Genomic DNA, 24,990 nt, shown 5'->3' with positions numbered 1-24,990 from the left:
GGCCCGAGGCGCGGGTGACCGCCGTCGACGACAGCCGCCCCCTGCGCGGCAGGTGTCCGCCCGGCCCTCGGCGTTGGGGGTGGCGACCGTCCGCGACCCCCGCCCGCCCTGCGCGGCAGCCGCCCGTCCGGGCCGTCGGCGCGGGCGATGACGTGCAGGCATCCGCCGAACCAGAGCGCCCGCCGCCCACCCCACCCCCACCCCTCCCCGACGGCGACGGCCGTCCAGCGCAGCCGCTCCACCCAACATGCCGACCCCACCCAGCGCGGGCCGCGTTGTCGGTGGTTCGTGCTTTGCTGCGCGCATGGCGAAGAATGACATCCTCGTCCTCGGCGCCACCGGCTCAACCGGCCGTCGCGTCGTGGCTGAACTGCGGGCGCGGGGTGTGCCCGTGCGTCCCGCCTCCCGTTCCGGCGAGCCGCGCTTCGACTGGGCCGAGCCGGGCACGTGGGAGCCCGTGCTGGCCGGGGTGTCCGGGATGTACCTGATGGCCCCGCACGAACTCCCCGTCGACCCGGCGTTCGTCCGCCAGGCGGTTGAGCAGGGTGTTCGGCGGATCGTCCTGCTGTCGAGCCGGGGTATCGAGGTCATGGACGACCAGCGCCTCATCACGGCCGAACGCCTGGTGCGCGACTCCGGTGCCGAGTGGACCATCCTCCGCCCGGACTGGTTCGCCCAGAACTTCGACGAGGGCGTCTTCCGCCCCGCCGTCGACGCGGGCGCCCTCGCCGTCCCGGTCGGCGACACCGCCTTCCCCTTCATCGACGCCGCAGACATCGCCGCCGTCGCCGCCACCACCCTCACCGACCCCGGCCACGGCGGCCACACCTACGACCTCACCGGCCCCACCGCCCTCACCTTCGCCGAAGCCGTAGCCAAGATCAGCAAGGCCATCAACCGCCCCATCACCTTCGACGGCACCCCCGAGGCCTACCGCGCTGCCATGACCCCCTTCGGCTTCACCCCCGCCCAACTCGACCAGGAGATCACCGCCTTCACCGCCCTCCAATCCCAAGGCGACGGCATCCCCACCGACACCGTCCACCGCGTCACCGGCCGCGCCCCCAAGGACTTCGACACCTACGTGTCCGAAGCCTGGTAGCGAAGTCTGCCGCCGCACCGGCCGGGTCGGGCACACTGGCGGGCATGCCGGAACCGCAGGTCCGCAACGAGGTGGCCGGCTCCGCCGGTGGGCCCGTCGTGCAGGCAGGTGTGATCCACAACCTCACCCTGGCCAACGACCCGCTGCCGGTGCCGCGGCAGCTGCCGATGGCCGCACCGGACTTCGTGGGCAGGCACGACCAGCTGGCGGCGCTGGACGGGATGGTGCGCTCAGCGAGCCGGACGGTGGTGGTCACCGCCGTTGACGGGCTGCCCGGGGTCGGGAAGACCGCGTTGGCGCTGTTCTGGGCGCACCAGGTGCAGGACCGCTACGCCGACGGCACCTTCTACGCCGACCTGCGCGGTTACGGACCGGGCAAGCAGGCGACGCCGAACGAGGTCCTCGACGGCTTCATCCGCTCGCTCGGGGTGCGCCCGGAGCGGATCCCCGTCGACGCGGGCGCCCGGGCGGCGCTGTACCGGTCGCTGATGGCGGACCGCCAGATGCTGGTCGTGCTGGACAACGCCAACTCGGCGGAGCAGGTGCGGCCGCTGCTGCCCGGCGGCTCGGCCTCCGCGGTGCTGGTGACGAGCCGCGACAGCCTGACGGGGTTGGTGGTCGGCGAACGCGCTCGCAGGCTGACCCTGCGTCCGCTGCCGCCGGAGGATGCCGTGCACCTCCTCGGCACGGCCATCGGTCCCCACCGGGCGGCGACCGAGGAGGCCGCGGTTCGGGCCCTCGCCCGGCAGTGCGGTTCGCTGCCCTTGGCGCTGCGCATCGCGGGCAGCCGGATCGCGATGCGGCCTGGGACGAGCGTCGCGGCAGTGGTCGGGGAGATGGAGGGCGACCGCCTTGCGGCGCTGAGCGCGTCGAGCGACGAAGCCTCTGCGGTGCGCGCGGTGTTCGGCTGGTCGTACCGGAAGCTCACCGAGGAGCAGGCGGCCCTGTTCCGCAGGCTCGGCCTGCACCCCGGCGGGACGTTCGGCCCGCATGCGGCCGCCGCGGTCAGCTGCTCACCGATCCTCCGCGCACGCAACCTGCTCGACGAACTCGTCGAGGTGAACCTGCTTGAGGCGGAGGGCGACGGCCGCTACCGCTTCCACGACCTGCTCCGCGCATACGCGGTCGAGCGCGTGAACCAGGACGACTCGGCGCACGTCCGCGATCAGGGAGTGCGCGCGGTGCTGCGCTGGTACGCCTACATGGCGGCAACAGCGGACCACGAGCTGTACCCCGCCTACGTGCACCGATTCCACGACCTCGACCGCCCACCGACGGCGGTGATCCCCGTGCGGGGTCGGGTCGAGGCGCTGTCCTGGTTGGCCGGGGAGCGGCTGAACGTGCTCGCCGCCCTCCGCCACGCCAGTGAGAGCGACCGATGCGCTTCCGCGGTGTCCCTGGTTCACGCTGTCGAGACCTACCTCTACCACCACGCCTTCTGGGATGAGCTGTTCGAGGCCCTCTCCCTGGGAATCACCGCTGCCGAACGGATCGGTGACCGGGCCAGCCGAGCCTGGTTCCTGAACCGCTCGGGCTGGGCGCGCCTGCAGGTGGGGGAGTGGGAGGACGCTGTGGGCGAGCTGCGCACCGCGTTGACCGCCGCCCGGGAGCTGGGCGATCCCTACCTCGAAGCCTACGCGCGCAACGACATCGGGATGGCGTGCCTGCGGCGAGGCCGGCACCGGGAAGCCCTGCGCATCCTCCTCCCCGCGGTCGCCCTGAGCCGGGGAACCGACGGCGGACGGCAGCGGGCCTTCGTGCACTGCAACCTCAGCAGCGCGTACGCGGGCCTCGGCGAGCACCGCAACGCCTTGGAGCACGCCCGGCGGAGCCTGGTCCTGCGGCGGGACGCGGGCGACAGCGAGGGGGAGGTCTTCACGCTCAACCAGCTGGCCACCGTGTGGCTGGCCCTCGGCGACCACTCCCGTGCCATCGCGGTGTGCGAAGAGGCGCTCGCCATCCCCCGCGACTACGTGTACCTCCCGGACGTCGCCGCGACCCTCGAAACCCTCGGCTGGGCCCACCGCCGCAACGGTGATCCGAACCGCGCCCGCGCCTGCTGGGCGAAGGCGCTGGCCATCTACGACGACTTCCGCGATCACCGCGCTCCGGGCCTGCGGCTCGCCATCGGGGAGAGGGCGGCGGAAGACTGAGCCGGGAAACGAGCGGGGCCGCCCCCGGCAGGGAGCGGCCCCGTCGTGCACGTGCGGTTAGTTGCTGACCATCTTCCGCAGGACGTACTGCATGATGCCGCCGTTGCGGTAGTAGTCGGCCTCGCCCGGGGTGTCGATGCGGACCACGGCGTCGAAGTCGGTCTTGGCGCCGTCGGACTTGGTGGCCGTGACCTTGACGGTGCGGGGGGTCGTGCCGTCGTTGAGGGCGGTGATGCCCGCGATGTCGTAGGTCTCGGTGCCGTCGAGGCCCAGGGACTCGGCGGTCTGGCCCTCCGGGAACTGGAGGGGGAGCACGCCCATGCCGATCAGGTTCGAGCGGTGGATGCGCTCGAAGGACTCGGCGATGACCGCGCGCACGCCCAGCAGCGAGGTGCCCTTGGCCGCCCAGTCGCGCGAGGAGCCGGAGCCGTACTCCTTGCCAGCGAGCACGACCAGCGGGATGCCCGCCGCCGCGTAGTTCTGGGCCGCGTCGTAGATGAACGCCTGCTCGCCGCCCGCGGTGAAGTCGCGGGTGTAGCCGCCCTGCACGTCGTCCAGGAGCAGGTTGCGCAGGCGGATGTTGGCGAAGGTGCCGCGGATCATCACCTCGTGGTTGCCGCGCCGGGAGCCGTAGGAGTTGAAGTCCCTGCGCTCGACGCCGTGCTCGGTCAGGTACTTGCCCGCGGGCGAGTCCTGCTTGATCGCACCGGCCGGGGAGATGTGGTCGGTGGTCACCGAGTCGCCCAGCAGGGCCAGCACGCGGGCGCCGGAGATGTCGGCGACCGGGGCGGGCTCCATGCCCATGCCCTCGAAGTACGGGGGCTTGCGCACGTAGGTCGACTCCGGGTCCCACTCGAAGGTGTTGCCGGTCGGCGTCGGCAGCGACTGCCAGCGCTCGTCGCCTGCGAACACGTCGGAGTAGCTGGAGGCGAAGCCCTCCGCCGACATCGCCGAGGCGATGACCTCGGAGATCTCCTGCGGCGACGGCCAGATGTCCGACAGCAGCACCGGCTGCCCGTCGGAGCCGGTGCCCAGCGGCTCGGTGGTGATGTCGATGTCCATCGACCCGGCCAGCGCGTAGGCCACCACCAGCGGCGGGGACGCCAGGTAGTTCATCTTGACGTCGGGGTTGATCCGGCCCTCGAAGTTGCGGTTGCCCGACAGCACCGACACGACCGCCAGGTCGGACTCCTGCACGGCGGCGGAGATCTCCTCCTGCAGCGGGCCGGAGTTGCCGATGCACGTGGTGCAGCCGTAGCCGACCAGGTGGAAGCCCAGCTTCTCCAGGTACGGCATCAGGCCCGCGCGCTCGTAGTAGTCCATGACGACCTTCGAGCCCGGCGCCAGCGTGGTCTTCACCCACGGCTTGCGCTCAAGCCCGCGCTCGACGGCCTTCTTGGCCAGCAGCGCCGCGCCGATCATCACCGACGGGTTGGAGGTGTTGGTGCACGAGGTGATCGCCGCGATGGCGACCGCGCCGTGGTCCAGCTCGAACTCCGCGCCGTCGACGGTCACCTTGGTGGGCTTGGAGACGCGGCCCGCCGCGCCGCGCGCGGCCGAGTGGTAGTCGAAGGGCTCGCCGCCGCTGCCGTCGCCGTCGAACACCGCGGGGGAGTCGCTGGCGGGGAAGGACTCCTTGCCCGCCTCGTCCACACCGGACTCCGGGCCCGCGGTGGCGTAGCTGCCCAGCGCGGCGCGGAAGGCCTTCTTGGCGTCGGTCAGCTCGATGCGGTCCTGCGGGCGCTTCGGCCCGGCGATGGAGGGCACCACGGTGGCCAGGTCCAGCTCCAGCGTCTCGGAGTAGACCGGCTCGGCGGCCGGGTCGTGCCAGAGGCCCTGCTCCTTGGCGTACGCCTCGACCAGCGCGACCTGCTCGGCCGAGCGGCCGGTGAACTTCAGGTACTCGATGGTCTCGTCGTCGATCGGGAAGATCGCCGCGGTGGAGCCGAACTCCGGGGACATGTTGCCGATGGTGGCCCGGTTGGCCAGCGGCACCGCGCCGACGCCGGAGCCGTAGAACTCCACGAACTTGCCGACCACGCCCTGCTTGCGCAGCATCTCGGTGATCGTCAGCACCAGGTCGGTGGCGGTGGCGCCCGGGGGCAGCTCGCCGTGCAGCTTGAAGCCGACCACGCGCGGGATGAGCATGGACACCGGCTGGCCGAGCATGGCGGCCTCGGCCTCGATGCCGCCCACGCCCCAGCCCAGCACGCCCAGGCCGTTGACCATCGTGGTGTGCGAGTCGGTGCCGACCAGGGTGTCCGGGTAGGCCTGGCCGTTGCGGACCATGACCACGCGCGCCAGGTGCTCGATGTTGACCTGGTGGACGATGCCGGTGCCCGGCGGGACGACCTTGAACTCGTCGAAGGCGGTCTGGCCCCAGCGCAGGAACTGGTAGCGCTCCTTGTTGCGCTCGTACTCCAGGTCGACGTTGCGCTCGAAGGCGTCCGGGCGGCCGAAGATGTCGGCGATGACCGAGTGGTCGATGACCAGCTCGGCCGGGGCCAGCGGGTTCACCCGGGCGGGGTCGCCGCCGAGCTGGGTGACCGCCTCGCGCATGGTCGCCAGGTCGACGATGCAGGGCACGCCGGTGAAGTCCTGCATGACCACCCGGCCGGGGGTGAACTGGATCTCCGTCGACGGCTCGGCGGCCGGGTCCCACTCGGCCAGCGCGCGCACGTGGTCGGCGGTGATGTTCGCCCCGTCCTCGGTCCGCAGCAGGTTCTCCAGCAGGATCTTCAGGCTGTACGGCAGGCGCTCGGCTCCCTTGACCGCGTCCAGCCGGAAGACCTCGTACGAGGCGTCCCCGACCTTCAGCGTGGCGCGGGCGCCGAAGCTGTCCTTGCTCGGTGTAGTCACGTCCAACTCCAGTGGCGGCGCATGTCGGTTCGGATCGACGGGGGTGAGTCTCGCGTACCCGGCCGCGGCCCGCAGCAACCCCCTGCTGGCCCAAACAGTACGCTTGTCCTGTATTAGGTTTCAAGACGCCACGCCGCCCCGCTGGTGTGATCCACGACGCGCGACGGCCCCCGGAGCCGTGCTCCGGGGGCCGTCTGCCTGCCAGTTGGTTAGTTCGCCATCTCCAGCAGCGCCCGCACGTCCTCGGCTTCCAGGCTCTGCAGGGCGGTCACCATGACGTCGGTCAGCGACCGGATCGGGCTGACGTACCACTTGCCGTCGACCTCGACGGTCACCACGCCGGTGTTGGCCATCATGCCCTTGACCAGGCCGGTCAGCGCCTTCTCGACCGCGGGCGGCATGCCGCTGCCGCCGATCTCGGCGGCCAGGTCGTCGGCGCAGATCTGCTGGCGCTCGCCCTGGACCTCGGCGGCGTAGCACTCGCCGTCCTTGGTGATCTTGACGGTCTGCCCCTCGGTCTCGACCTCAAGCTCCTTGAGCAGGACCTTCGTGCCGCCGTCGACGTCGGCGGTCTCGGTCGTCAGGTTGATGATCCGCGCGGGGGCCGGGTCGAGCTGGCCCGCCTGCTCCACCAGCACCGGGCCCACGTCGTGCAGCACGCCCATCTCGTCCGGCGGCAGCAGCTCGATCACCCGCTCGAGGTCGGCGGCCAGGGCCGCGTCGGCGAGCTGGCGCACCGCCTCGCCCGGGCTGTCGGCGCCGTTGGCCGGGATGGCCTGCGCGGGCCACTCCAGGTTCGCCTCCAGCAGCGCGTAGTCGGCGAGGGTGTAGAACAGCGACGGGTACCACTCGCCGTCCACGTTGACCGTGGCGATGCGGATGGGCTCGCCGCCGTTGTCGGCGATCTCCTTGGCGATGTCCACCGTCTCGGTCTGCGGCCGGGCGTTCATCCCGCGTGGGAAGGCCGCCTCGATGAACTCCTCGGTGTAGGGGAGCTGGCTCATGTCCGAGGTGACGGTGACCGTGCCGCCGATCAGCTTGGTGATGGTGATGCGGTCGTTGACCTTCTCCGCGGCGGCGTCGTCGAACTTGAGGTTCTCGGCCTTGAGCTCGAAGCCGGTCATCTTGTTGGGGTCGACCCCGGGCTTGTAGACCTCCAGGCGCACCAGTTCCTCGGTGGTCTGGGAGTTCAGCGCCGACATCAGGTCGCGCTCGGCCGGGGCCAGCCCGGTCAGCAGCCCGGCGACGTCGCCCTGGCCGATGGCGGTGACCAGGTTGGTCGCCGCGCTGGTGGGGCTCTCCGCGCCCGCGGCGACGCTGCCGCCGCGGTTGAGGAAGAACACCGCCCCGCCGACGCCCGCCGCGGCGAGGACCACCGCGACGACCACGCCGATGATCAGGCCCTTGCGCGACTTCTTCGGCGGCTCGGGGTAGCCGTACGCCCCGCCGTACTGCTGCTGGTAGCCGTACTGCTGGGTCGGCTGCGGGCCGGTCTGCGGGTAGCCCTGCTGGGGCTGCGGACCGGTCTGCGGGTACCCCTGCTGGGGCTGCGGTCCCGTCTGCGGGTAGCCGGGCTGCTGCTGCGCCGGGTAGCCCCCCTGCTGCGGGTAGCCCCCCTGCGGCTGGCCCTGCCCGTACGGGTCGTTCGGCGGCCACTGCCCGCCCTGCCCTGGATACGTCACCGTTCCCCTCCTGCGTTCTCGCGTGCGCGCCCGCGCCCGCCGAATAGCGTGCCCAGCGCCGCTGCCATGACCAGCGCGGCCCCGATCACCGTGACCGTCGGGCCCACCTCGGCGATGCCGACCTGGCCGCTGCCCGCTTCGACGCGCGCCGCACCCGCGATGGTTCCGATGATTATCGCCACGAGCAGCAGGAACGTTGCGGCCACCCGACGGGCCAGCAGGTAGCAGGCCGCGCCGAGCAGCATCGCCGGGATCATCAGGTACCACAGCACCAGCAGCCGCTCCAGCGCCTGCCCGCGCAGGAAGCCCAGGGTCTGGATCACGCCTGCGAACTCGAAGCTGTCCCGCAGGACCGCGCCGGAGCGCAGCCAGGGCAGGCACATGCCGACGACGGCGGTCACCAGCCCGGCGATCCCGACCGGGACGAGGACGCGGGGGGAGAGCACCGCGACATGGTGCCACCTCCGACCGCCCCGCGTTAGCACTTTCGGGTGATCGGCGGTGGCGGGCGCCCGAGGTGGGGGACTACTGCCGGTGTGCGTGGGAGAGAAGTGATGAGCGCGGCTCTTGTTTCCACTGTTGCGAGTGGTCAGGATGTGTCCGAAGTGGCACAGTCGGTGAGTCCCCAGTGGACGCGGAGCGGGGAGGTGGGTCGTGCGGGGCGTGGTAGTCGCGCTGCTGCTGGTGGTCGTGACCGCGGGCACGGCGGTCGCGGTCCCACCGCCGCCGCCCAACCCGAGCCAGTCCGAAATCGACGCCAGCCGCCAGGCGGCGCGGGACAAGGCCGGTGAGGTCGGGCGGCTGACCAACCAGCTCGCCCAGGCCGAGGCCCGGCTGATGGACCTGCAGGCCGAGGTCGAGGCGAAGCTGGAGGACGCCAACAAGGCCCTGGTCGACCTGCAGACCGCCCAGGATGCCGCCCGCAGGGCCCGCGCCGACGCCGACGCCGCCGCCCGCGAGGCGCAGGGCGCGGCCCGGGCGGTGGAGCAGGCCCGGCAGGTGCTCGACGACTTCGCCGCGGGCAGCTACAAGCAGGGCAGCACGGTCGGCTCGATCACCGCCTACATCGGCGCGTCCAGCCCGGAGGACCTGCTGGCCCGCGCCCAGCTGCTCAACGCCGTGGGCGGCAGCGCCCTGGACGCGCTGGCCGAGCTGGAGCGGGTGCAGACCGTCCAGGCCAACAAGGACTCCCTGGCCAGGGCCGCCCTCGCTGCCGCGGAGCAGGCCGAGGCCGACGCCGAGCAGGCCAAGGCCGCGGCGGACGCGGCGATGGCGGGCGCCCAGCAGGCCCGCCGCGACGCCGCGGCCAAGACCGCCGAGCTGGAGGCCGCCCGGGCCGACTACGAGCGCCAGCTGGTGGCCGCCCAGGCCAAGGTCGGCGGCCTGGAGGCCCAGCGGCAGCGCTACGACGAGTGGCTGGCGGCCAAGCGGCGGGAGGAGGCCGCGGCGAACCGCCCCCGGCCCGCGCCCGCCGTGACCAGCGGCAGGCCCGGCAACCAGCCGCCGAGCCCGTCGCCGGGCCAGCCGTCGGGCCGGTCGGTGCAGGTGGTCATCGACCGGGCCCTGTCCCAGCTCGGCGTGCCCTACGCCTGGGGCGGCGGCAACGCCTACGGCCCGACCCTGGGCATCCGCGACGGCGGTGTCGCGGACGCCCACGGCGACTACAACAAGGTCGGCTTCGACTGCTCCGGCCTGATGATCTACGCCTTCGCGGGCGTGGGGATCACCCTGCCGCACTACTCCGGCTACCAGGCGACCTACGGGCGCAAGGTCGCCCTGTCGGCCATGCGCGCGGGCGACATGCTCTTCTGGTCGACCGGCGGCCGCATCCACCACGTCGCCCTCTACCTCGGCGACGGGCAGATGGTCGAGGCCCCCTACAGCGGCTCCCGGGTCCGCGTGGCCCCGGTCCGCTGGGGCGGCATCGAGCCGTACGCGGTCCGGCTGCTGTAGCGCTACTCGTTCTGCGGCTACTCGTTGTGCAGGACCGCCGCGATGGTCGTGCGCGCGGCGGCCCGGGCCGGGAGGTAGGCCCCCAGCACCGCGATGGCCACGCCCGCCACGGCGAGCAGGACGAGCATCGGCGCCGGGTAGACGTCCATGACCAGGTCGAGCACGTCGGCCTGGGCGGCGCGCATCATGGCCGGGCCGACCAGGGCGTGGGCCAGCACGCCGAGCGGGAGCCCGATCAGCCCGCCGACCGCGCCGAGGGCGCCCATCGAGGTCACCATCATGACCGTGACCTGGCGCGGGGTCATCCCGATCGACTTGAGCATCCCCAGGTCGCGGCGGCGTTCGCGGCTGTTGAGGACGACGGTGTTGAACACCCCGAGCGCGGAGACGGCGGCCAGCACCAGCGTCATCAGGGTGGCGAAGCCGATGAGCACCACCGCCTGCTCGGAGCCGCCCTCGTCCGGGGGCACCGCCACCAGCCCGGGGTCGGCTGCGGCCACGGCGGCCAGCACGGCCTGGCGGTCCGCGCCCGGGCGCAGGTCGAGCAGGTAGGACTGGGCGCGGATGCCCGGGGTGAGCTGGTCGACCGCGGCCCACGAGGCGAAGATCTCGTCGGCCGGGTTGGTCAGCACCACGCCGACGATCCGCAGCTGGGCCCGGACGCCCTCCGCCTCCGCGGTGATGGTGTCGCCGAGGTCGAGCCCGCGCTGGTTGAGGAACCGCGACGGCGCGGCGACCTCCCCGGGGCCTGCGGGCCAGTGCCCGCGCAGCACGACCGGCGCGAGCGCCTGGTCGCCGCGGTGGAGGATGATCTCCGCGCCGTCCCCGCCGACCACCCCGACCGGCAGTCGCGCCTGCGCGGCCAGGGCCGCGGTGTCGGGCAGGGCGCGCAGCACCGCCTCGTCGTCGGCGTCGGACAGGTGCGCCTGGACCTGCTCGCTGCCCGGCCGCGACCGCGGCGGCGGCGCGGCCAGCAGCTCGACCCGGTTCTCCGTCGGCGGTTCGACCGCCGTCCGGTAGGCGACGACGGACCGGGTCACCCCCGCCGCCAGCGTCACGGTCATCACGCCCAGGATGACGGCGGCCAGGGTCAGCGCGGTGCGCCCCGGGCGGGTGAACGGCACGCCGAGGCCGAGGCTGACCGAGCGCGGCAGCCGGGCGCCGCTGAGCAGCCGCTGCACCCGCAGCGCCCGCCCGACCCGCGGCGCGCTGCCCGCGCTGATCGCCTCGGCCGCGGAGAGCCAGCGCGCCCGCAGCGCTGAGAGCAGGGCCGTCACCACGACCACGGCGGGCATGCCCAGCACCGCCACGACGTCCACCCAGATCGGCACACCGATCTCGGTGGTGCCGAAGCCCTCGAACGCCTCGGACAGCAGCGGCACCGCGGCGGCGTTGCCCAGCACCCCGCCGAGCAGGCACCCGGCGATCGACGGAACGGCGACCATGAGCAGGTAGACGGCCAGCACCTGGTTGGCGGTGAAGCCCAGCGCCTTGAGCACGCCGATGTGCCGGTACCCGGCGACGACCGCGCCGCTGATCACGTTGGCGACGATCAGCACCGCGACCGCGACGCCGAGCACGCCGAAGACGACCAGCAGCGGGACGAAGATGCCCGTCTCGGCCGTGACCTCCTGCTTGATCGTCAGGTAGGACTGCGAGCCCAGCACCGGCAGCCCGGCGCTCACGGCGGCGAAGGCCGAATCGATCTCGGCCTCGGTGCCCGCGCTGGTGAACCGGTAGAGCATCTGCGCGGCGTTCGGGCCCAGCGCGGTCAACTGCTCGGGCGTGACCCAGGCGTCGGCCGACCGGCTGACCGAGTACGCGAACCCGACGACGCGGAAGCCCGCCTGACCCGGCACGTCCAGCCGGTCGCCCACCTGCCTGGGCCCGCCGGACCCCGGGTTCAGGTTGAGCACGATCTCCCCGGGGGCCGACGCCCACCGGCCCGCCCACACCGTCAGCCGGTCCACCGGCCCGCCCGGGTCGGCCCGGCCCACCACGGCCAGCGGCCGGACCAGGCCAGCGAAGAGCGCGGCGTTGACGGTGGTCTGGTCGAACGGCCCGGCTGCCGCCGCCACCCCCGCCGCGTCCCCGGCCAGCCGGTCCTTCGCGCCCGCGTCGTACACGGCCACCACGTGGGCGCCCGCCTGCTGGGCGTGCGCCCGGTCGAACGGCCCGGAGGCCGCCACCAGCAGCGCCAGCGCGAGCACGATGGTCGCGGTGGAGACCCCCACCACCACCCCGATCACCGCGGTCTGCAACCGGCGCCGCCGGGCGGCCCCCCTGGCGACCCGCCACACCGCGCTCATCGCGCGCGCTCCAGGGTCGACTCGCGGGCGATGCGCCCGTCGACGACCTCGACCAGGCGGGTGGCGCAGCGGGTGGCCAGCGACCGGTCGTGGGTGACCAGCAGCAGGGTCTGGCCGATCTGGTTGAGGTCGAGCAGCAGGTCCATCACCTGCTCGCCCGAGCGGCTGTCCAGCGCCCCGGTCGGCTCGTCGGCCAGCAGCAGGGCCGGGCGGTTCATCAGCGCCCGGGCGACGGCCACCCGCTGGCGCTCGCCGCCGCTGAGCTGGGCCGGGTAGATGTTGCGCCTGCCCGCGATGCCCAGCTCGTCCAGCAGCTCCAGCGCCCGCCTGCGGGCCTGCGCCGCGGGGGTGCCGGTCAGCTGCGCGGCCAGGGCCACGTTGTCCAGCGCGGGCAGGTCGTCGAGCAGGTTGAAGAACTGGAAGATCATCCCGATCCGGCGTCGGCGGTACAGCGCCAGCCCGGTCTCCGACATCCGGCCCAGGTCCTCGCCGTTGACCACGACCGACCCCGAGGTCGGCCGGTCCAGCCCGGCCACCATGTTCAGCAGCGTGGACTTGCCGCTGCCGGAGGGCCCCATCACCGCCACCGCCTCCCCGGCGCGGATCTGCAGCGAGACCCCGTCCAAGGCGACGGAGTCGCTGTACTCCTTGCGCACGTCGGTCAGCACCACGACTGCGCTGTCATCACTGGTCACGGTGGGCAATCCTGGTTCGGCGGGCCGGTCGGGGGCATCGGTCGGCGGAGGTAACCCCGCGCAGGGGTCATCCCCGGGATGTACGACCCAGGGTGACGCCTGCCCGCCGCGGCCGTGGCAGGGTGGTGCCCATGTGGGTCGTGGCCGCCGCTGCCGTGCTGGTCGCCGCCGTGCTGGCGGTCCGGCTCGGGCAGGCGCGCCGCGCCTTCGCCGCCGCGATGGGGGAGCGCGGCTGGCTGCTGGAGCGCGAGCGGGAGAGCGCGGCGCGCGCGGCCGTCGACGCCGAGCGGGCGCGCATCGCCCGGGAGCTGCACGACATCGTCAGCCACAACGTCAGCGTGATGCTCGTGCAGGCGGGCGCGGCCCGCCGCGTGCTGGCCGCCGAGCCGGAGCAGGCCGCGACCGCGCTGCTGGCCGTGGAGGCCGCGGGCCGCGACACCATGACCGAGCTGCGCCACCTGCTGGGCGTGCTCGCCCCGCCCGCCGACGGCTCCGAGCCCGCCGACCTGTCGCCGCAGCCGGGGCTGGCTGGCCTGGGCCCGCTGGTCGACCGGATCGCCTTCGCCGGGCTGCCGGTGGAGGTGCGGGTGTCCGGCGAGCCGCGCCCGCTGCCCTCCGGGGTGGACCTGACCGCCTACCGGATCATCCAGGAGGCGCTGACCAACGCCCTCAAGCACGGCGACGGCGCGACCAGGGCCGAGGTGCTGGTGCGCTACTCCGACAGCTCGCTGCGGGTCGAGGTGCTCAACACCGGGCCGAGCGCGCTGACCGGCGGCGGCGCGGCCCGGCCGGAATCCGACGAGGGCCGCGGCCTGCTGGGCCTGCGCCAGCGGGTGCGCGTCTTCGGCGGCGACCTCGACGCCCGGCGCAGGCTCGGCGGCGGGTTCCGGGTCCGCGCGCGCATCCCGCTGGAGCGGCCGTGACCCGGGTGGTGATCGCCGACGACCAGGCGCTGGTGCGCACCGGCTTCCGGATGATCCTGACCTCCGGCGGCATCGACGTGGTGGGCGAGGCGGGCGACGGCGTCGAGGCGGTGTCGGTGGTCCGCGAGCAGCGCCCGGACGTGGTCCTGATGGACATCCGCATGCCCAACCTCGACGGCCTGGCCGCGACCCGCCGCGTGCTCGCCGAGTCCCCGCGCTGCCGGGTGCTCATGCTGACCACCTTCGACCTCGACCGCTACGTCTACGCCGCCCTCGCCGCGGGCGCCAGCGGCTTCCTGCTCAAGGACGTCACCCCCGAGCACCTCGTCGCCGCCGTCCGGCTGGTCAACACCGGGGACGCGCTGCTGGCCCCGTCGATCACCCGCCGCCTCGTCGAGCGCTTCGCCGCGGCCGACGCCCCGGCCGTGCCCGCCGAGCTGGGCGTGCTGACCCCGCGCGAGCGGGAGGTGCTGGCGCTGCTGGGCCGCGGCCGCTCCAACGCCGAGCTGGCCGAGGAGCTGACCCTCAGCGAGGCGACGGTGAAGACCCACGTGGCCCGCATCTTCGCCAAGCTGGACCTGCGCGACCGCGCCCAGGCCGTCGTCGTGGCCTACGAGACCGGCCTGGTGCGGCCGTCACATGGTCAGCACGAGCTTCCCCAGTGAGCCCGGGGCCAGGATGCGCCGGTGGGCCTCCTGGGCGGCGTCGAGGGGCAGCTCGGTGCCGACGATGGGGTGCACGGTGCCCGAGCGCAGCTTCGCGCCGACCGCCCGCAGCGCCGCCGCGGACTCCTCCGGCGTGGCGTTCCACAGCGCGGTGCCCAGGATCGTGGCCTCCTTGCGCATCGTCAGCCGCGGGGTGAAGTCCAGGCTGCCCCGGCTGCCCACCACGACGATGCGCCCGCGCGGGCCGATGATCTCCAGGTCGTGGGCCAGGTTCACGTCGGCGAGCATCTCGATGACCACCGTCGGGGCGAGCGCGGCGAGCTGGTCGAGGTAGCCGGAGCAGGTGTGGTCGAGGACGTGGTGGGCGCCCGCGGCCAGCACCAGGTCCGCGCCCGCCCGGGTGCCCGCGGTGCCGATGACGGTGGCCCCGGCGTCGCGGGCCAGCTGCGTCGCCGGGATGCCGACGCCGCCGCTGGCCCCGTGGATGAGCACGGTCTCCCCGGGTTGCAGCGCCGCCCGCTGGAACAGCGCCCGCCACGCCGTCGCGCACGGCACGCCGACGGCCGCGCCCTGGGCGAAGGACAGCGAGTCCGGCAGCGGCTGCACGTCCGGCTCGTCGGCGACCACGTGCTCGGCGTAGGTCCCGGTGGAGCGGCCCAGCGCGCTGACGAACACGCGCTCGCCCACCGCCAGCGACGTCACACCCGGCCCCACCGCGTCGACCACGCCCGCGCCGTCGAAGCCGGGGGTGTAGGGCAGCGGCGGGGTGAAGAAGGCGTACTGGCCGGTGCGGATGTAGGTGTCGGCGGGGTTCACCCCGGCGGCGCGCAGGCGCACGCGCACCTGACCGGCCGCCGGTTCCGGCACCGGGAGTTCGGCGAGGTCGAGCACGTCCTCCCCGCCGAACCGGCTGACCTGGATCGCGCGCATCGTCAGCTCTCGGCCTGCTTGCGGGCGTGGTCGAGCAGGGAGGTGCGCGGCGGGGTGAACACGTCGATCTGCTGGCAGGTCGTGTCGAGGGTGCGCGCGCCGTGCGGCACCCACGGCGGGATCACGGCGACGTCGCCCGCGCGCATGGTGCGGGTCTCGCCGTCGAGGGTGAACTCGAACTCGCCGTCGACCACGATGGTGATCTGCTCCTCCTCGTGGACGTGCAGCGGCGCGGTCGTGTTCGGCTCGAAGGTGACGAAGTTGGCCATCGCGCTCTGCCCGAGCACCGGGCGGAAGGCCAGGCCCTCGACGAACTCGACCGGGTCGAGGTCGGCCACGGTCACGAAGCGGCCGGGCGCGGTCGGCGTGCCCTTCGCCTCGCTGCTGAAGTGCTCGGTCACGGTTCCTCCGGTGGGGTGAGGCTGGTCAGGACGCGGTCGGCGAAGTTGTCGGGGGTGAAGGCGTAGAGCACCAGCGCGGTCTCGGTGTGCCGGATGCCGGGCAGGGCGAGCAGGCGGTCGAAGTAGACCTCGTTGAAGTGGGCCTGGTCGCGCACCCGCAGCCGCACCTGCAGGTCGACCGCGCCGGTCACCAGGTCGACGCTCTCCACCTCGGGGATCTCCACCACCTGCTGGGCCAGCTCGCGTTGGTTGTCGCTGCGCTCGGAGGCGATGCCCACGACCACGGTGAGGGCGCGGCCCAGCAGGGTGCAGTTGATCCGCGCGCGGTAGCCCTCGATCACCCCGATGGACTCCAGCCGGGCGATGCGGTCGGCGACCGCGGGCGGGGACATGCCGACGGCGCGGGCGATGGCGCGCTGGGAGAGCCGGGCGTCGTCGGCGAGGTACCGCAGGATCGCCACGTCCGTCTCGTCGAGGCGAATCTCCTTGTCATTTGCCATGTCGATCGGCACTATAGGGCTGGCGAACGTAAGCCACAAGGCGGGATTGACCGGGCAGTTGCGAGGAGGGGTTGTGCGGTACGCAGACCGGATGAGTCGGGTGGGCCCGTCGGCGATCCGCGACCTGCTGCGCCACGGGGCCGACCCGGAGATCATCTCCTTCGGCGGCGGCTACCCGGACCCGGCGCTGTTCCCGATGGCCGAGCTGCGCGCGGTCTACGCCGACCTGCTCGCCGAGGACCCCGCCGCGCTGCAGTACTGCCCGTCCAACGGCCTGCTCCCGCTGCGCGAGCACGTCGCCGCGCGGCTCGCCCGCGACGGCATCGCCTGCGGCGCCGACGACGTGCTGATCATCCAGGGCGCGCAGCAGGGGCTCGACCTGGTGGGCAAGCTGATGCTCGACGCGGGCGACACCGTCATCACCGAGAACCCGACCTTCCTCGGCGCGCTGATCGCGTTCAACCCCTTCCAGCCGACGTATGCGCCGGTCCGCATGGACGACGACGGCATGGACACCGACGACCTGGAGCGCGTGCTGCGCCGGTCCCCGCGCGCCAAGCTGCTCTACACCGTCCCGGACTTCCAGAACCCCACGGGCGTCACGATGAGCCTGGAGCGCAGGCGGCGGCTGATCGAGCTGGCCAACCGCTTCGACCTGCTGGTCGTGGAGGACACGCCGTACCGGGCGCTGCGCTACGACGGCGTGGCGCTGCCGACGCTCAAGAGCCTGGACACCGAGGGCCGGGTGCTGCACCTGGGCAGCTTCTCCAAGATCCTCGCCCCCGGCCTGCGCCTGGGCTGGGCGGTCGCCGCCCCGCAGCTGCTGGACAAGCTGACCCTGCTCAAGCTCGCCGCCGACACCCAGTCCGGCACCCTCAACATGGCCGCCGCCAGCCGCTACCTGGACCGCCACGACATCGACGCCCACATCGCCGAAGTCCGCGACGTCTACCGCGGCAAGCGCGACCTCATGCTCAAGACGCTGGCCGACACCTTCCCCGACACCGTCCGCTTCACCACCCCCACCGGCGGCCTGTTCACCTGGCTCACCTTCCCCGAGGGCTTCGACACCACCGCCTTCATGCGCGACAAGGCCCTCCCCACCGCCCGCGTCACCTACGTCCCCGGGGCCAGCTTCTTCCCCACCACCCCCGAACCCAACCACGCCCGCCTCAACTTCTCGGGCTTGTCCGAAGACAAGATCACCCAAGGCCTCACCCGTCTCGCCGCGCTGCTGTAGGGATCAGTAGTAGCCCGGCTGCTGGAACGGCCCCGGCGGTGCCGGGTGGGCGGGCGGGTGCTGCTGCGGGTGCGGCGGACCGGGGTACGGATACGGCTGCTGCGGGTACGGCCCCGGGTATCCCTGCTGCGGATGCGCTGCCGGATACCCCTGCTGGGGATGCGGCGCCGGGTACCCCTGTGGCGCTGCGTACCCCTGCGGCGGGTACGGCTGCGGATGAGCCTGCTGCGGGGCCGCGAAGTGCCTCGGCAGGTACAACACCAGGTGGGCCAGCTTTGCCAGGGTCGCCAGCACCTTCGCAGGGGTCGTGCCCGCCAGCACGACCATCTCCGCGTGCACCAGCTCATTCCCCACCAGCGACCACGTGCCCACCTCGGCCTCCCGGAGGAAGGCGACCAGCGGCGGCGTCAGGATCTGCGCGGCCACCTGCGGGTCGGTGTCCACCAGCCGGTGGCGGCGGTCGAACTTGCGGTCGCCGGTCGTCGGGTGGGGGTGGTGGTCGACGTCGGCGTAGACCTCGTTCTTGGAGGTGATCTGGAAGAACGGCATCGGCGCTGGCAGGGTCGCCGCCCAGATCGAGTCGGTGCGGAAGTCGTGGTGCTTGTTGAGCGTCATGCCCATCGCCTGCATGTTGATGACGCGGTCGCGGCGGATGAAGTCGAACACGGTGAAGGGGAGGCCGTCGCAGACTCCGCTGAGGGCGCCGTAGGCCATGCGCATGTCGCCGCGCTGGGTGAAGGGGAGGACGGGCCAGCGGTCGAGGAGGGCGGGGGCCTCCTCGGCGAAGCGCCAGCCGCGCTCGTGCGCCAGCTGGGCCCGCTCCTTGTTCACCCGGTTGATCCCGGGCATCCGCGACCAGGCGGTCCGGTTGCTGAAGTCCATGCCCGCCAGGCTAGGGGCTAGCCTGGGGCCCGTGCGGGAACTCCACGGCGACTGCGCCCGGTGCTACGGGCTGTGCTGCGTCGCGCTCCCGTTCCCCAAGTCCGCCGACTTCGCCGCCGACAAACCGGCGGGCACCCCGTGCGCGAACCTGCTCGCCGACTTCCGCTGCGGCATCCATGACCGCCTCCGCGGCAGCGGCTACACGGGCTGCGCGGTCTACGACTGCTTCGGCGCGGGCCAGCGCGTCTCGACCGGCCCGGACTGGCGCGACCCCGCGGCCGCGGGCCCGATGTTCGCCGCCTTCCCCAAGGTCCGCGCCCTGCACGAGCTCCTGTGGTACCTGACCGAAGCCCTCGCGCTGCCGGAAACCCGCCCGCTGCACGGCGATCTCGCCCGCATGCGGGACGAAGTGGACAAAGCGGCCGACGACCCGGGCGTCGACGTCGACCGGCACCGCGGCGCCGCGGTCGCGCTGCTGCGCCGGGCCAGCTCGATGGCCCGCTCCGGCCCGGACCTCTCCGGCGCCGACCTCATCGGGCGCGACCTGCGCCGCCGCCCGCTCGCGGGCGCGTCCCTGCGCGGGGCGCTGCTGCTGGGCGCGGACCTGCGCGGGGTCGACCTCGCCAAGGCCGACCTCACCGGAGCCGACCTGCGCGGCGCCGACCTGCGCGGGGCGGACCTGTCGGCGGCCCTGTTCGTCACCCAGCCGCAGCTGACCGCGGCCCGGGGCGACGCCCGCACCCGCCTGCCCGCTGGCCGGAGCCGCCCGCCCCACTGGGGGTGACCTGGCCCACCCGTGCAACAGCCGGGCCGCCTCGGCGCGTTTCCCGCCCGATTGGACCAGCCACGTGGGAGGGACCGTGCCCGATGGGTTCGACGACTTCGTGGTGGAGCGCATCGACCGGCTGCTGCGCTACGCCACCGCCTTGTGCTGCGACCGCCATCTGGCGCAGGACATCGTCCAGGAGGTGCTGCTGCGCGCCCAGAACCGCTGGGCGCGGATAGCCGCGACCGACGTGCCCTACCTCTACGTCAAGCGGATGGTCACCAACGAGTACCTGTCGTGGCGCCGCCGCCGCGCCGCCCGCGACATCGCCGCCGCCCCCGAGGTGATGGCCGCGCTGTCGCCGCCGGTCGACGACCTGGCGGGCGCCCACGCCGAGCGCGACGCCATGCGCGCCCGCATCGCCACGCTGCCCCGCAAGCAGCGCGCGGCCCTGGTGCTGCGCTACTACGAGGACTACACCGACGCCGAGATCGCCGCCGTGCTCGACTGCGCCGAGGTGACCGTCCGCTCCCAGATCTCCCGAGCCCTGCGCGCGCTGCGCGTGGCCGAACCCGCCCGAGAGGTGGTCCGGTGACCGAGGACGACATCCGCGCCGCGCTGGCGGCCGAAGCAGGCCGGGCCGTGCCCGGCTCCGTGGTGGTCGAGCGCCTGCGCGCGGGCCGCAAGCGCCGCACCGGCCTGGCCGCGCTGGTCGCGGTCGGGGTGGCCGCCGCCGTGGCCGCCGTGGTGATCCCCCTGGTCGCGGGCCGCGACGCGACCACGGCCCCGGTCGTCCCGGCGACGCCGGGCGCCCCGCAGAACGTGGTCGTGATCGGCTCCGACGGCGACCGCGCCGACACCGTCATGCTGGTGCGCGTCGACGCGGGCCGGGTGAACGTGCTCTCCCTGCCCCGCGACGCCTGGGTGGCGATCCCCGGCCACGGCATGGGCAAGCTCAACTCCGCCTACGCCCAAGCGGGTCCCGAGGGCGTCGTGGGCGCGGTGGAGGAGCTGACCGGCCAGGAGGTGGACCACTACGCGGCGGTCGACATGGCGGGCTTCCAGCGCCTGGCCGACGCCGTGGGCGGGGTGGAGGTGTGCCTGCGGGCCGCGGTGTCCGACGAGTTCTCCGGCGCCCGCTTCCCGGCGGGCGAGCAGCGCATCTCCGGCGCGGAGGCCCTGGCCTTCGTCCGCCAGCGCCACGGCCTCCCCAACGGCGACCTCGACCGCGTGGCGCGCCAGCAGGCCTTCGCCCGCGCCCTGGTGGACGAGCTGGTCACCACCGTCCTGACCGACCCGGCCAAGCGCGCCGACCTGACCGCCCTCGTGGCCGACGTGGTGACCACCGACCCCGGCTGGAGCCCGGTGTCCCTGGCCGCCGACGCCACCGGCCCGGTGCGGATCGCCACCATCCCGATCGCCGACCCCAACGGCGACGAGGGCGGCATCGCGGTCCTGCGCGTCGACCCGGCCCAGGTCCGCGCCTTCACCGCGGACTTCTTCACCGGCGCGCCCGTCCCGGGCACGACGGTCACCCCACCGGCAGGCGGGTCCGACGCGCCGTCCCCCGGGTGCGTGAACTAGAGGCTGAGGATGCTCTGGATCCCGGTGAACACGCCGACCAGCACCAGCATCGCGGCGAAGGCGATGGCGAGTGCGCGGCTGGGCAGCCGGTCGGTGAGCCGCTTGCCCGCCAGCGCCGCGATGACCGCGGCGAGGGTGAACGGCGCGATCACCGCCCAGTCGACGTGCAGGTCGCCGACGCGGGCGGTGAACGAGGTCACCGCGTTGATCGCGATGATGAGCAGCGAGGTGCCGATCGCCCGGGGCATGGGCATGCGCAGGGCGATGACCAGGGCGGGGACGACGAGGAAGCCGCCGCCGACGCCGAGGAACCCGGTCAGGAAGCCGATCGGCACGGCGGCGGCCACCGCCTTGGCCCCCACCCGGGTCCGCACGGCCACGGCCGCCCGCGCCTCGGGTTCGGGGCGGCGGGTGTCGACCAGCATCGCGCCCGCCGCCAGCACCGTGAGCACGGCGAACGCCAGCAGCAGCACCGACTGGTCGACCTGGCGGTTGAGCAGCGTGCCCAGCACGGCCGCAGGCCCGCCGACGAGGCCGAACACCGCCGCGGTCGGCCAGTCCAGGTCCCGGGGCCGCGCCGCGGCGCCCGCGATCGCGGTCAGCCCGACGATGATCACGCTGCCGGTGGTGGCGTCCTGGCCGCTCTGCCCGAGCAGGTAGACCAGGGCGGGCACGGCGAGGACGCCGCCACCGCCGCCGAGCGCCCCGACGACGATGCCGATCACCGCGCCGAGCGGCGCCGCCAGGAGGAGCATCAGCGCAGCCGGGTGTCGAGGCGGTGGCCCGCGGTCGGCAGGTCGGCGGTGAGGCTGAACAGGTCGCCGCGGACGACGGTGTGCCGCCACTCGACCGGCCGGTCGCCCGCGCGGCCGAGCCGGTCGATGGCCAGCGCGGGCACGTCGTGGGCGAGGTCGAGCAGGGCGCGCTCGCCCGGGGTGGGCAGCACGGCGCGGATGCGCTCCTGGCCGCCGGTGAGGTGCACGCCGCACAGCCGGGCGTACTGCTCGTACAGCGCGGTGCGGGTGAAGTCGACCTCCAGCAGGGGTTCGGCGAGGTCGGCAGGCAGCCACGCGCGGTCGACGGCCAGCGGCTCGTCGCCCGCCAGCCGCAGCCGCTCCAGGTAGACCAGCGGCGTGGACTCCTCCAGCCCCAGGCGCGCGGCGACCACGCCGTCGGCGCGGGTGTCCAGGGCCTGCACGACGCTGCGCTGCGGCACGCCCGTCGCCTCGACGGCGGCGAAGAGGCTGTAGAGCGTCCCGAGGGACTGCTCGATGCCGGGGGAGGGCAGCACCTTGGGCGCCCGGCCGCGGGCCGCGGTGACCGTGCCCTCGCCGCGCAGCCGCGCCAGCGCCTGCCGCACGGTGTGCCTGCTCACCCCGTACTGGTCGGCGATCGGCAGCTCGCCGGGGAAGCCGTCGGCGAACTCGCCCGCCGCGACCCGCCTGCGCAGGTCGGCGAGCAGCTGGACCCACAGCGCCTCGCCCGAGTCGCGCCGCAGCGGTGTCACGCCCATGCTCTCATCCTTTGAGATCGGTGCTACCTAATGTACGGTCATTAGGGAACGCCAAGCAAGCGGAGGTGACCCATGGGCCTCACCGTCGAGGTCATCGAGACGACCGAGCTGGGCGACCGCTCCTACCTCGCCCACGACGGCGAGGCCGCGGTGGTGGTCGACCCGCAGCGCGACATCGACCGGGTGGAGGCGCTGCTGGCCCGCGACGGGCTGCGGTGCGCGCTGGTCGTGGAGACCCACGTCCACAACGACTACGTGACCGGCGGCTACGCCCTGGCCCAGCGCACCGGCGCGGCCTACCTCGTGGCCGCGGGCGACGACGTGTCCTTCGAGCGCGACCCGGTGGTCGACGGCGACGTGCGCACCGCGGGCTCGCTGACCGTGCGCGTCGTGGCCACGCCCGGCCACACCGACCACCACCTGTCCTACGTCGTCACCGCAGGCGGGGAGACCGCGGTCTTCACCGGCGGCTCGCTGCTCTACGGCGGCGTCGGGCGCACCGACCTGGTCGACCCGGACCGCACCGAGGAGCTGGCCAGGGCGCAGTTCCGCTCGGCCCGCAAGCTGGCCGCGGAGCTGGGCGACGACGTGCCGGTCTACCCCACGCACGGCTTCGGCAGCTTCTGCTCGTCGGGCTCGGCGGCCACCGGCGCGTCGAGCACCATCGGCGCCGAGCGCCGCCGCAACGACGCGCTGGTCGAGCCGGACGAGGACGCCTTCGTCGCCAAGCTGGTCGCGGGCCTGACCGCCTACCCCAGCTACTACGCCCACATGAGCGCGCTCAACCGGCAAGGCCCGGGTGCGCCCGACCTGTCACCGCCGCGCCCGGTCGACCCCGAGGAGCTGCGCAAGCGCATCCAGGCGGGGGAGTGGGTGGTCGACCTGCGCGACCGCACCGCCTACGCCGCCGAGCACATCGGCGGGACCATCAGCATCGCCCTCGGCGACAAGTTCTCCACCTACCTGGGCTGGCTGATCCCGTGGGGCGCCCCGCTGACGCTGATCGGCGAGAGCGCCGAGCAGGTCGCCGCCGCCCAGCGCCAGCTCGTGCGCATCGGCATCGACCGGCTCGCGGGCGCGGCCGTCGGGCAGCCCGGCGAGCTGGCCGAGGACGTCGCCGCCTACCCGACGGCGACCTTCGCCGAGCTGGCCCGGGTGCGCGGCAGCGTGCACATCCTGGACGTGCGCCGCGACGACGAACGCGCCGCCGCGCACATCCCCGGCTCAGCGCACATCCCGCTGCACTCGCTGCTCGACCGCATCGATGAGGTGCCCGCGGGCCCGGTGTGGGTGCACTGCGCGGCGGGCATGCGCGCCGGGATCGCCGCGAGCCTGCTGGCCCGCTCGGGCCGCGACGTGGTGCTGGTCGACGACGACTTCGCCGCCGCGGTGGACCTCGTCGCCTAGAACGGCACGCCGTGCTCGTTGGCGGTCCTGATCAGCCGGGCGATCCGGGCCAGCAGCGACTCCGGCTCGTCGGTCCGGGTCTCCGGCGCCGTCTCGGGCTCGGCGGTGTCCGCGCTCACCCCGCCAGTCGAGCACCGGCCACCCCGGCCCGCAAGCGATCCCGCCCTGCGGGACGGCTCAGGCCAGCCCGCGCAGCATCAGGTTCCAGTACAGCGCGGGCAGCCCGTACCGCTTGAGGTACCACATGTCCCGTCGCTCCTTGATCGTGTCGATGAACGGGATCGAGGGCGTGGGGGTCATCGAGTAGTCGAACTCGGCGAGCAGCATCGTGCGCCGGGAGGTGGTCAGCGGGCAGGAGGCGTACCCGTCGTACCGCGCCCTCGGCGGGCGGCCCGCCATCGCGTCGAGCAGGTTGGCCACCACGACCGGCGCCTGCTTGCGCACCGCGGCCCCGGTCTTGGAGTTGGGGCTGGACCCGGCGTCGCCCAGGGCGAAGACCTCGGGGTGGCGGACGTGGCGCAGCGTGTGCCGGTCGATCTCGACATAGCCGCTGTCACCCGCCAGCGGTGACCGCTTCACCCAGTCCGGCGCGCTCTGCGGCGGGACGGCGTGCAGCAGGTCGTAGCCCAACGTGGTCTGCCCACCCCGGCTCGCGATCCGCACCTCGCGCGCGTCGGCGTCGACCCCGACGACCTCGCTCTCCAGGTGCAGGGTGATGCCGTAGCGCCGCACCACGCCCTCCAGGACGCGGGCGAACTCCGGGATGCCGAACACCGCGGGCGTCGGCAGCACCAGGTGGACATCGATCTTGTCGAGCACCCCTTCGGCCCGCCAGTGGTCGGCGGCCAGGTAGGCGATCTTCTGCGGGGCCCCGGCGCACTTGATCGGACCGGACGGCATCGTGAACACCGCCGTGCCCGACCGGAGGGAGCGAATGTTCTCCCACGTCAACGGCGCGAGGTCGAACCGGTAGTTGCTGGATGCGCCCCCGCGCCCCAACGCCTGCTCCAACCCCTCGACCCGACCCCAGTCGAGCTGGATGCCCGGGCACACGACCAGGTACTCGTACCCCACCGCCGACCCGTCGTCCAACTGCACCTCACGCGCCTCCGGATCGACCCCCACCGCCGCCCGCCGCACCCACGTCACCCCACGCGGCATGACCGACGCCTGCGGCCGGGCGCTCTCCGCAGCAGCCGCAAGCCCACCTCCGACCAACGTCCACAGCGGTTGGTAGTAGTGCGTCTCCGCAGGCTCGACCACCGCGACATCCGCCTGCCCCACCCGCCGCAGCCGCGCCGCGACCGCAATCCCCGCAGTCCCCCCACCCACCACCACGATCCGGTGCCACGAGTCCGCCATGATCGCCTCCTAAATGTGCGGACATATTAGGTCTCACTATGTGGAAAGATCAAGGACTGCGGAT

Annotated in this window: 24 protein-coding genes; 10 read left to right on the top strand and 14 right to left on the bottom strand. The window is 73.6% G+C overall.

Going from position 1 to position 24,990, the window contains the following annotated elements; translation table 11 throughout:
- Positions 1-242 (bottom strand): hypothetical protein (locus ACWEPX_RS11755; protein WP_451897083.1); only part of this gene is annotated, 242 nt, incomplete at its 3' end.
- Between the two features lie 62 nt (positions 243-304).
- On the opposite strand from ACWEPX_RS11755, the gene ACWEPX_RS11750 reads away from it, so the two are divergent.
- Positions 305-1,102 (top strand): SDR family oxidoreductase, encoded by a 798-nt coding sequence (locus tag ACWEPX_RS11750; RefSeq protein WP_451897082.1) that lies wholly within the window; start codon positions 305-307, stop codon positions 1,100-1,102.
- Positions 1,103-1,146: 44 nt separating this feature from the next.
- Positions 1,147-3,255 carry an ATP-binding protein gene (locus tag ACWEPX_RS11745; RefSeq protein ID WP_451897081.1) on the top strand — a complete coding sequence of 703 codons (2,109 nt, stop codon included), beginning with the start codon at positions 1,147-1,149 and terminating at the stop codon, positions 3,253-3,255.
- Positions 3,256-3,312: 57 nt separating this feature from the next.
- Here ACWEPX_RS11745 and ACWEPX_RS11740 read toward each other — a convergent pair whose 3' ends face one another.
- The 3 genes from ACWEPX_RS11740 to ACWEPX_RS11730 form a co-directional block, all read right to left on the bottom strand.
- Positions 3,313-6,114, bottom strand: a complete 2,802-nt coding sequence (locus ACWEPX_RS11740) for an aconitate hydratase (protein ID WP_451897080.1) — start codon at positions 6,112-6,114, stop codon at positions 3,313-3,315.
- A gap of 209 nt (positions 6,115-6,323) precedes the next feature.
- The gene (locus ACWEPX_RS11735; protein ID WP_451897079.1) at positions 6,324-7,796 is read right to left on the bottom strand and encodes a flagellar basal body protein FliL; all 1,473 of its coding nucleotides are present in this window, start codon (positions 7,794-7,796) and stop codon (positions 6,324-6,326) included.
- Positions 7,793-8,242 (bottom strand): hypothetical protein, encoded by a 450-nt coding sequence (locus tag ACWEPX_RS11730; protein ID WP_451897078.1) that lies wholly within the window; start codon positions 8,240-8,242, stop codon positions 7,793-7,795. Before ACWEPX_RS11730 ends, ACWEPX_RS11735 begins: the two co-directional genes overlap by 4 nt.
- Positions 8,243-8,450: 208 nt before the next feature.
- Between ACWEPX_RS11730 and ACWEPX_RS11725 the strand changes: the two genes are divergently transcribed.
- Positions 8,451-9,749, top strand: coding sequence for an NlpC/P60 family protein (locus ACWEPX_RS11725; RefSeq protein ID WP_451897077.1), 1,299 nt, complete (start codon positions 8,451-8,453; stop codon positions 9,747-9,749).
- Positions 9,750-9,766: 17 nt separating this feature from the next.
- Here ACWEPX_RS11725 and ACWEPX_RS11720 read toward each other — a convergent pair whose 3' ends face one another.
- Both ACWEPX_RS11720 and ACWEPX_RS11715 read right to left on the bottom strand, forming a co-directional pair.
- Positions 9,767-12,058 (bottom strand): ABC transporter permease, encoded by a 2,292-nt coding sequence (locus tag ACWEPX_RS11720; RefSeq protein ID WP_451897076.1) that lies wholly within the window; start codon positions 12,056-12,058, stop codon positions 9,767-9,769.
- Positions 12,055-12,753: an ABC transporter ATP-binding protein gene (locus tag ACWEPX_RS11715; RefSeq protein ID WP_451897075.1), complete on the bottom strand. Its 699-nt coding sequence runs from the start codon at positions 12,751-12,753 to the stop codon at positions 12,055-12,057. The genes ACWEPX_RS11720 and ACWEPX_RS11715 overlap by 4 nt, the downstream gene beginning before the upstream one ends.
- A 131-nt stretch (positions 12,754-12,884) precedes the next feature.
- Between ACWEPX_RS11715 and ACWEPX_RS11710 the strand changes: the two genes are divergently transcribed.
- Together ACWEPX_RS11710 and ACWEPX_RS11705 are read left to right on the top strand one after the other, a co-directional pair.
- Complete coding sequence (locus ACWEPX_RS11710) at positions 12,885-13,676, top strand: sensor histidine kinase (protein WP_451897074.1); 792 nt, start codon at positions 12,885-12,887, stop codon at positions 13,674-13,676.
- Positions 13,673-14,341 carry a response regulator transcription factor gene (locus tag ACWEPX_RS11705; protein ID WP_451897073.1) on the top strand — a complete coding sequence of 223 codons (669 nt, stop codon included), beginning with the start codon at positions 13,673-13,675 and terminating at the stop codon, positions 14,339-14,341. The genes ACWEPX_RS11710 and ACWEPX_RS11705 overlap by 4 nt, the downstream gene beginning before the upstream one ends.
- On the opposite strand, the gene ACWEPX_RS11700 is transcribed toward ACWEPX_RS11705, so the two are convergent.
- The 3 genes from ACWEPX_RS11700 to ACWEPX_RS11690 are packed head-to-tail and all read right to left on the bottom strand — an operon-like array spanning position 14,312 to position 16,172.
- On the bottom strand, positions 14,312-15,271 hold the full coding sequence (locus ACWEPX_RS11700) for an NADPH:quinone reductase (RefSeq protein ID WP_451897072.1): 960 nt from the start codon (positions 15,269-15,271) through the stop codon (positions 14,312-14,314). The genes ACWEPX_RS11705 and ACWEPX_RS11700 overlap by 30 nt on opposite strands.
- Before the next feature lie 2 nt (positions 15,272-15,273).
- Entirely contained in the window at positions 15,274-15,672 is a 399-nt protein-coding gene (locus tag ACWEPX_RS11695; protein ID WP_451897071.1) for a cupin domain-containing protein, read from the bottom strand.
- Entirely contained in the window at positions 15,669-16,172 is a 504-nt protein-coding gene (locus tag ACWEPX_RS11690) for an Lrp/AsnC family transcriptional regulator (RefSeq protein ID WP_451897070.1), read from the bottom strand. Before ACWEPX_RS11690 ends, ACWEPX_RS11695 begins: the two co-directional genes overlap by 4 nt.
- 91 nt (positions 16,173-16,263) lie before the next feature.
- Here ACWEPX_RS11690 and ACWEPX_RS11685 point away from each other — a divergent pair, with 91 nt between their 5' ends.
- Positions 16,264-17,412, top strand: coding sequence for an aminotransferase-like domain-containing protein (locus ACWEPX_RS11685; protein ID WP_451897069.1), 1,149 nt, complete (start codon positions 16,264-16,266; stop codon positions 17,410-17,412).
- A 3-nt stretch (positions 17,413-17,415) separates the two neighbouring features.
- On the opposite strand, the gene ACWEPX_RS11680 is transcribed toward ACWEPX_RS11685, so the two are convergent.
- Positions 17,416-18,294, bottom strand: a complete 879-nt coding sequence (locus ACWEPX_RS11680; RefSeq protein WP_451897068.1) for a hypothetical protein — start codon at positions 18,292-18,294, stop codon at positions 17,416-17,418.
- Between ACWEPX_RS11680 and ACWEPX_RS11675 the strand changes: the two genes are divergently transcribed.
- The 3 genes from ACWEPX_RS11675 (at position 18,293) to ACWEPX_RS11665 (ending at position 20,644) form a co-directional block, all read left to right on the top strand.
- A complete protein-coding gene (locus tag ACWEPX_RS11675; protein WP_451897067.1) occupies positions 18,293-19,078 on the top strand; it encodes a pentapeptide repeat-containing protein in 786 nt (261 codons plus the stop codon). The genes ACWEPX_RS11680 and ACWEPX_RS11675 overlap by 2 nt on opposite strands.
- Before the next feature lie 76 nt (positions 19,079-19,154).
- Positions 19,155-19,655, top strand: coding sequence for an RNA polymerase sigma factor (locus tag ACWEPX_RS11670; RefSeq protein WP_451897066.1), 501 nt, complete (start codon positions 19,155-19,157; stop codon positions 19,653-19,655).
- A complete protein-coding gene (locus ACWEPX_RS11665; protein WP_451897065.1) occupies positions 19,652-20,644 on the top strand; it encodes an LCP family protein in 993 nt (330 codons plus the stop codon). Before ACWEPX_RS11670 ends, ACWEPX_RS11665 begins: the two co-directional genes overlap by 4 nt.
- On the opposite strand, the gene ACWEPX_RS11660 is transcribed toward ACWEPX_RS11665, so the two are convergent.
- Positions 20,641-21,399: a sulfite exporter TauE/SafE family protein gene (locus tag ACWEPX_RS11660; protein ID WP_451897064.1), complete on the bottom strand. Its 759-nt coding sequence runs from the start codon at positions 21,397-21,399 to the stop codon at positions 20,641-20,643. The two genes, ACWEPX_RS11665 and ACWEPX_RS11660, sit on opposite strands and share 4 nt — an antisense overlap.
- Positions 21,399-22,157 (bottom strand): GntR family transcriptional regulator, encoded by a 759-nt coding sequence (locus ACWEPX_RS11655; RefSeq protein WP_451897063.1) that lies wholly within the window; start codon positions 22,155-22,157, stop codon positions 21,399-21,401. Before ACWEPX_RS11655 ends, ACWEPX_RS11660 begins: the two co-directional genes overlap by 1 nt.
- Before the next feature lie 72 nt (positions 22,158-22,229).
- Here ACWEPX_RS11655 and ACWEPX_RS11650 point away from each other — a divergent pair, with 72 nt between their 5' ends.
- Positions 22,230-23,564 (top strand): MBL fold metallo-hydrolase, encoded by a 1,335-nt coding sequence (locus ACWEPX_RS11650; protein ID WP_451897062.1) that lies wholly within the window; start codon positions 22,230-22,232, stop codon positions 23,562-23,564.
- Here ACWEPX_RS11650 and ACWEPX_RS11645 read toward each other — a convergent pair.
- Together ACWEPX_RS11645 and ACWEPX_RS11640 are read right to left on the bottom strand one after the other, a co-directional pair.
- A complete protein-coding gene (locus ACWEPX_RS11645) occupies positions 23,561-23,683 on the bottom strand; it encodes a hypothetical protein (RefSeq protein ID WP_451897061.1) in 123 nt (40 codons plus the stop codon). The two genes, ACWEPX_RS11650 and ACWEPX_RS11645, sit on opposite strands and share 4 nt — an antisense overlap.
- Before the next feature lie 58 nt (positions 23,684-23,741).
- Positions 23,742-24,926 carry an FAD-dependent oxidoreductase gene (locus ACWEPX_RS11640; protein WP_451897060.1) on the bottom strand — a complete coding sequence of 395 codons (1,185 nt, stop codon included), beginning with the start codon at positions 24,924-24,926 and terminating at the stop codon, positions 23,742-23,744.
- Positions 24,927-24,990: the final 64 nt, after the last annotated feature.

It is taken from the genome of Actinokineospora sp. NPDC004072, assembly GCF_053604195.1.
Note: the sequence above shows the minus strand (reverse complement) of the source record. Positions and strands in the feature narration are given on the sequence as shown.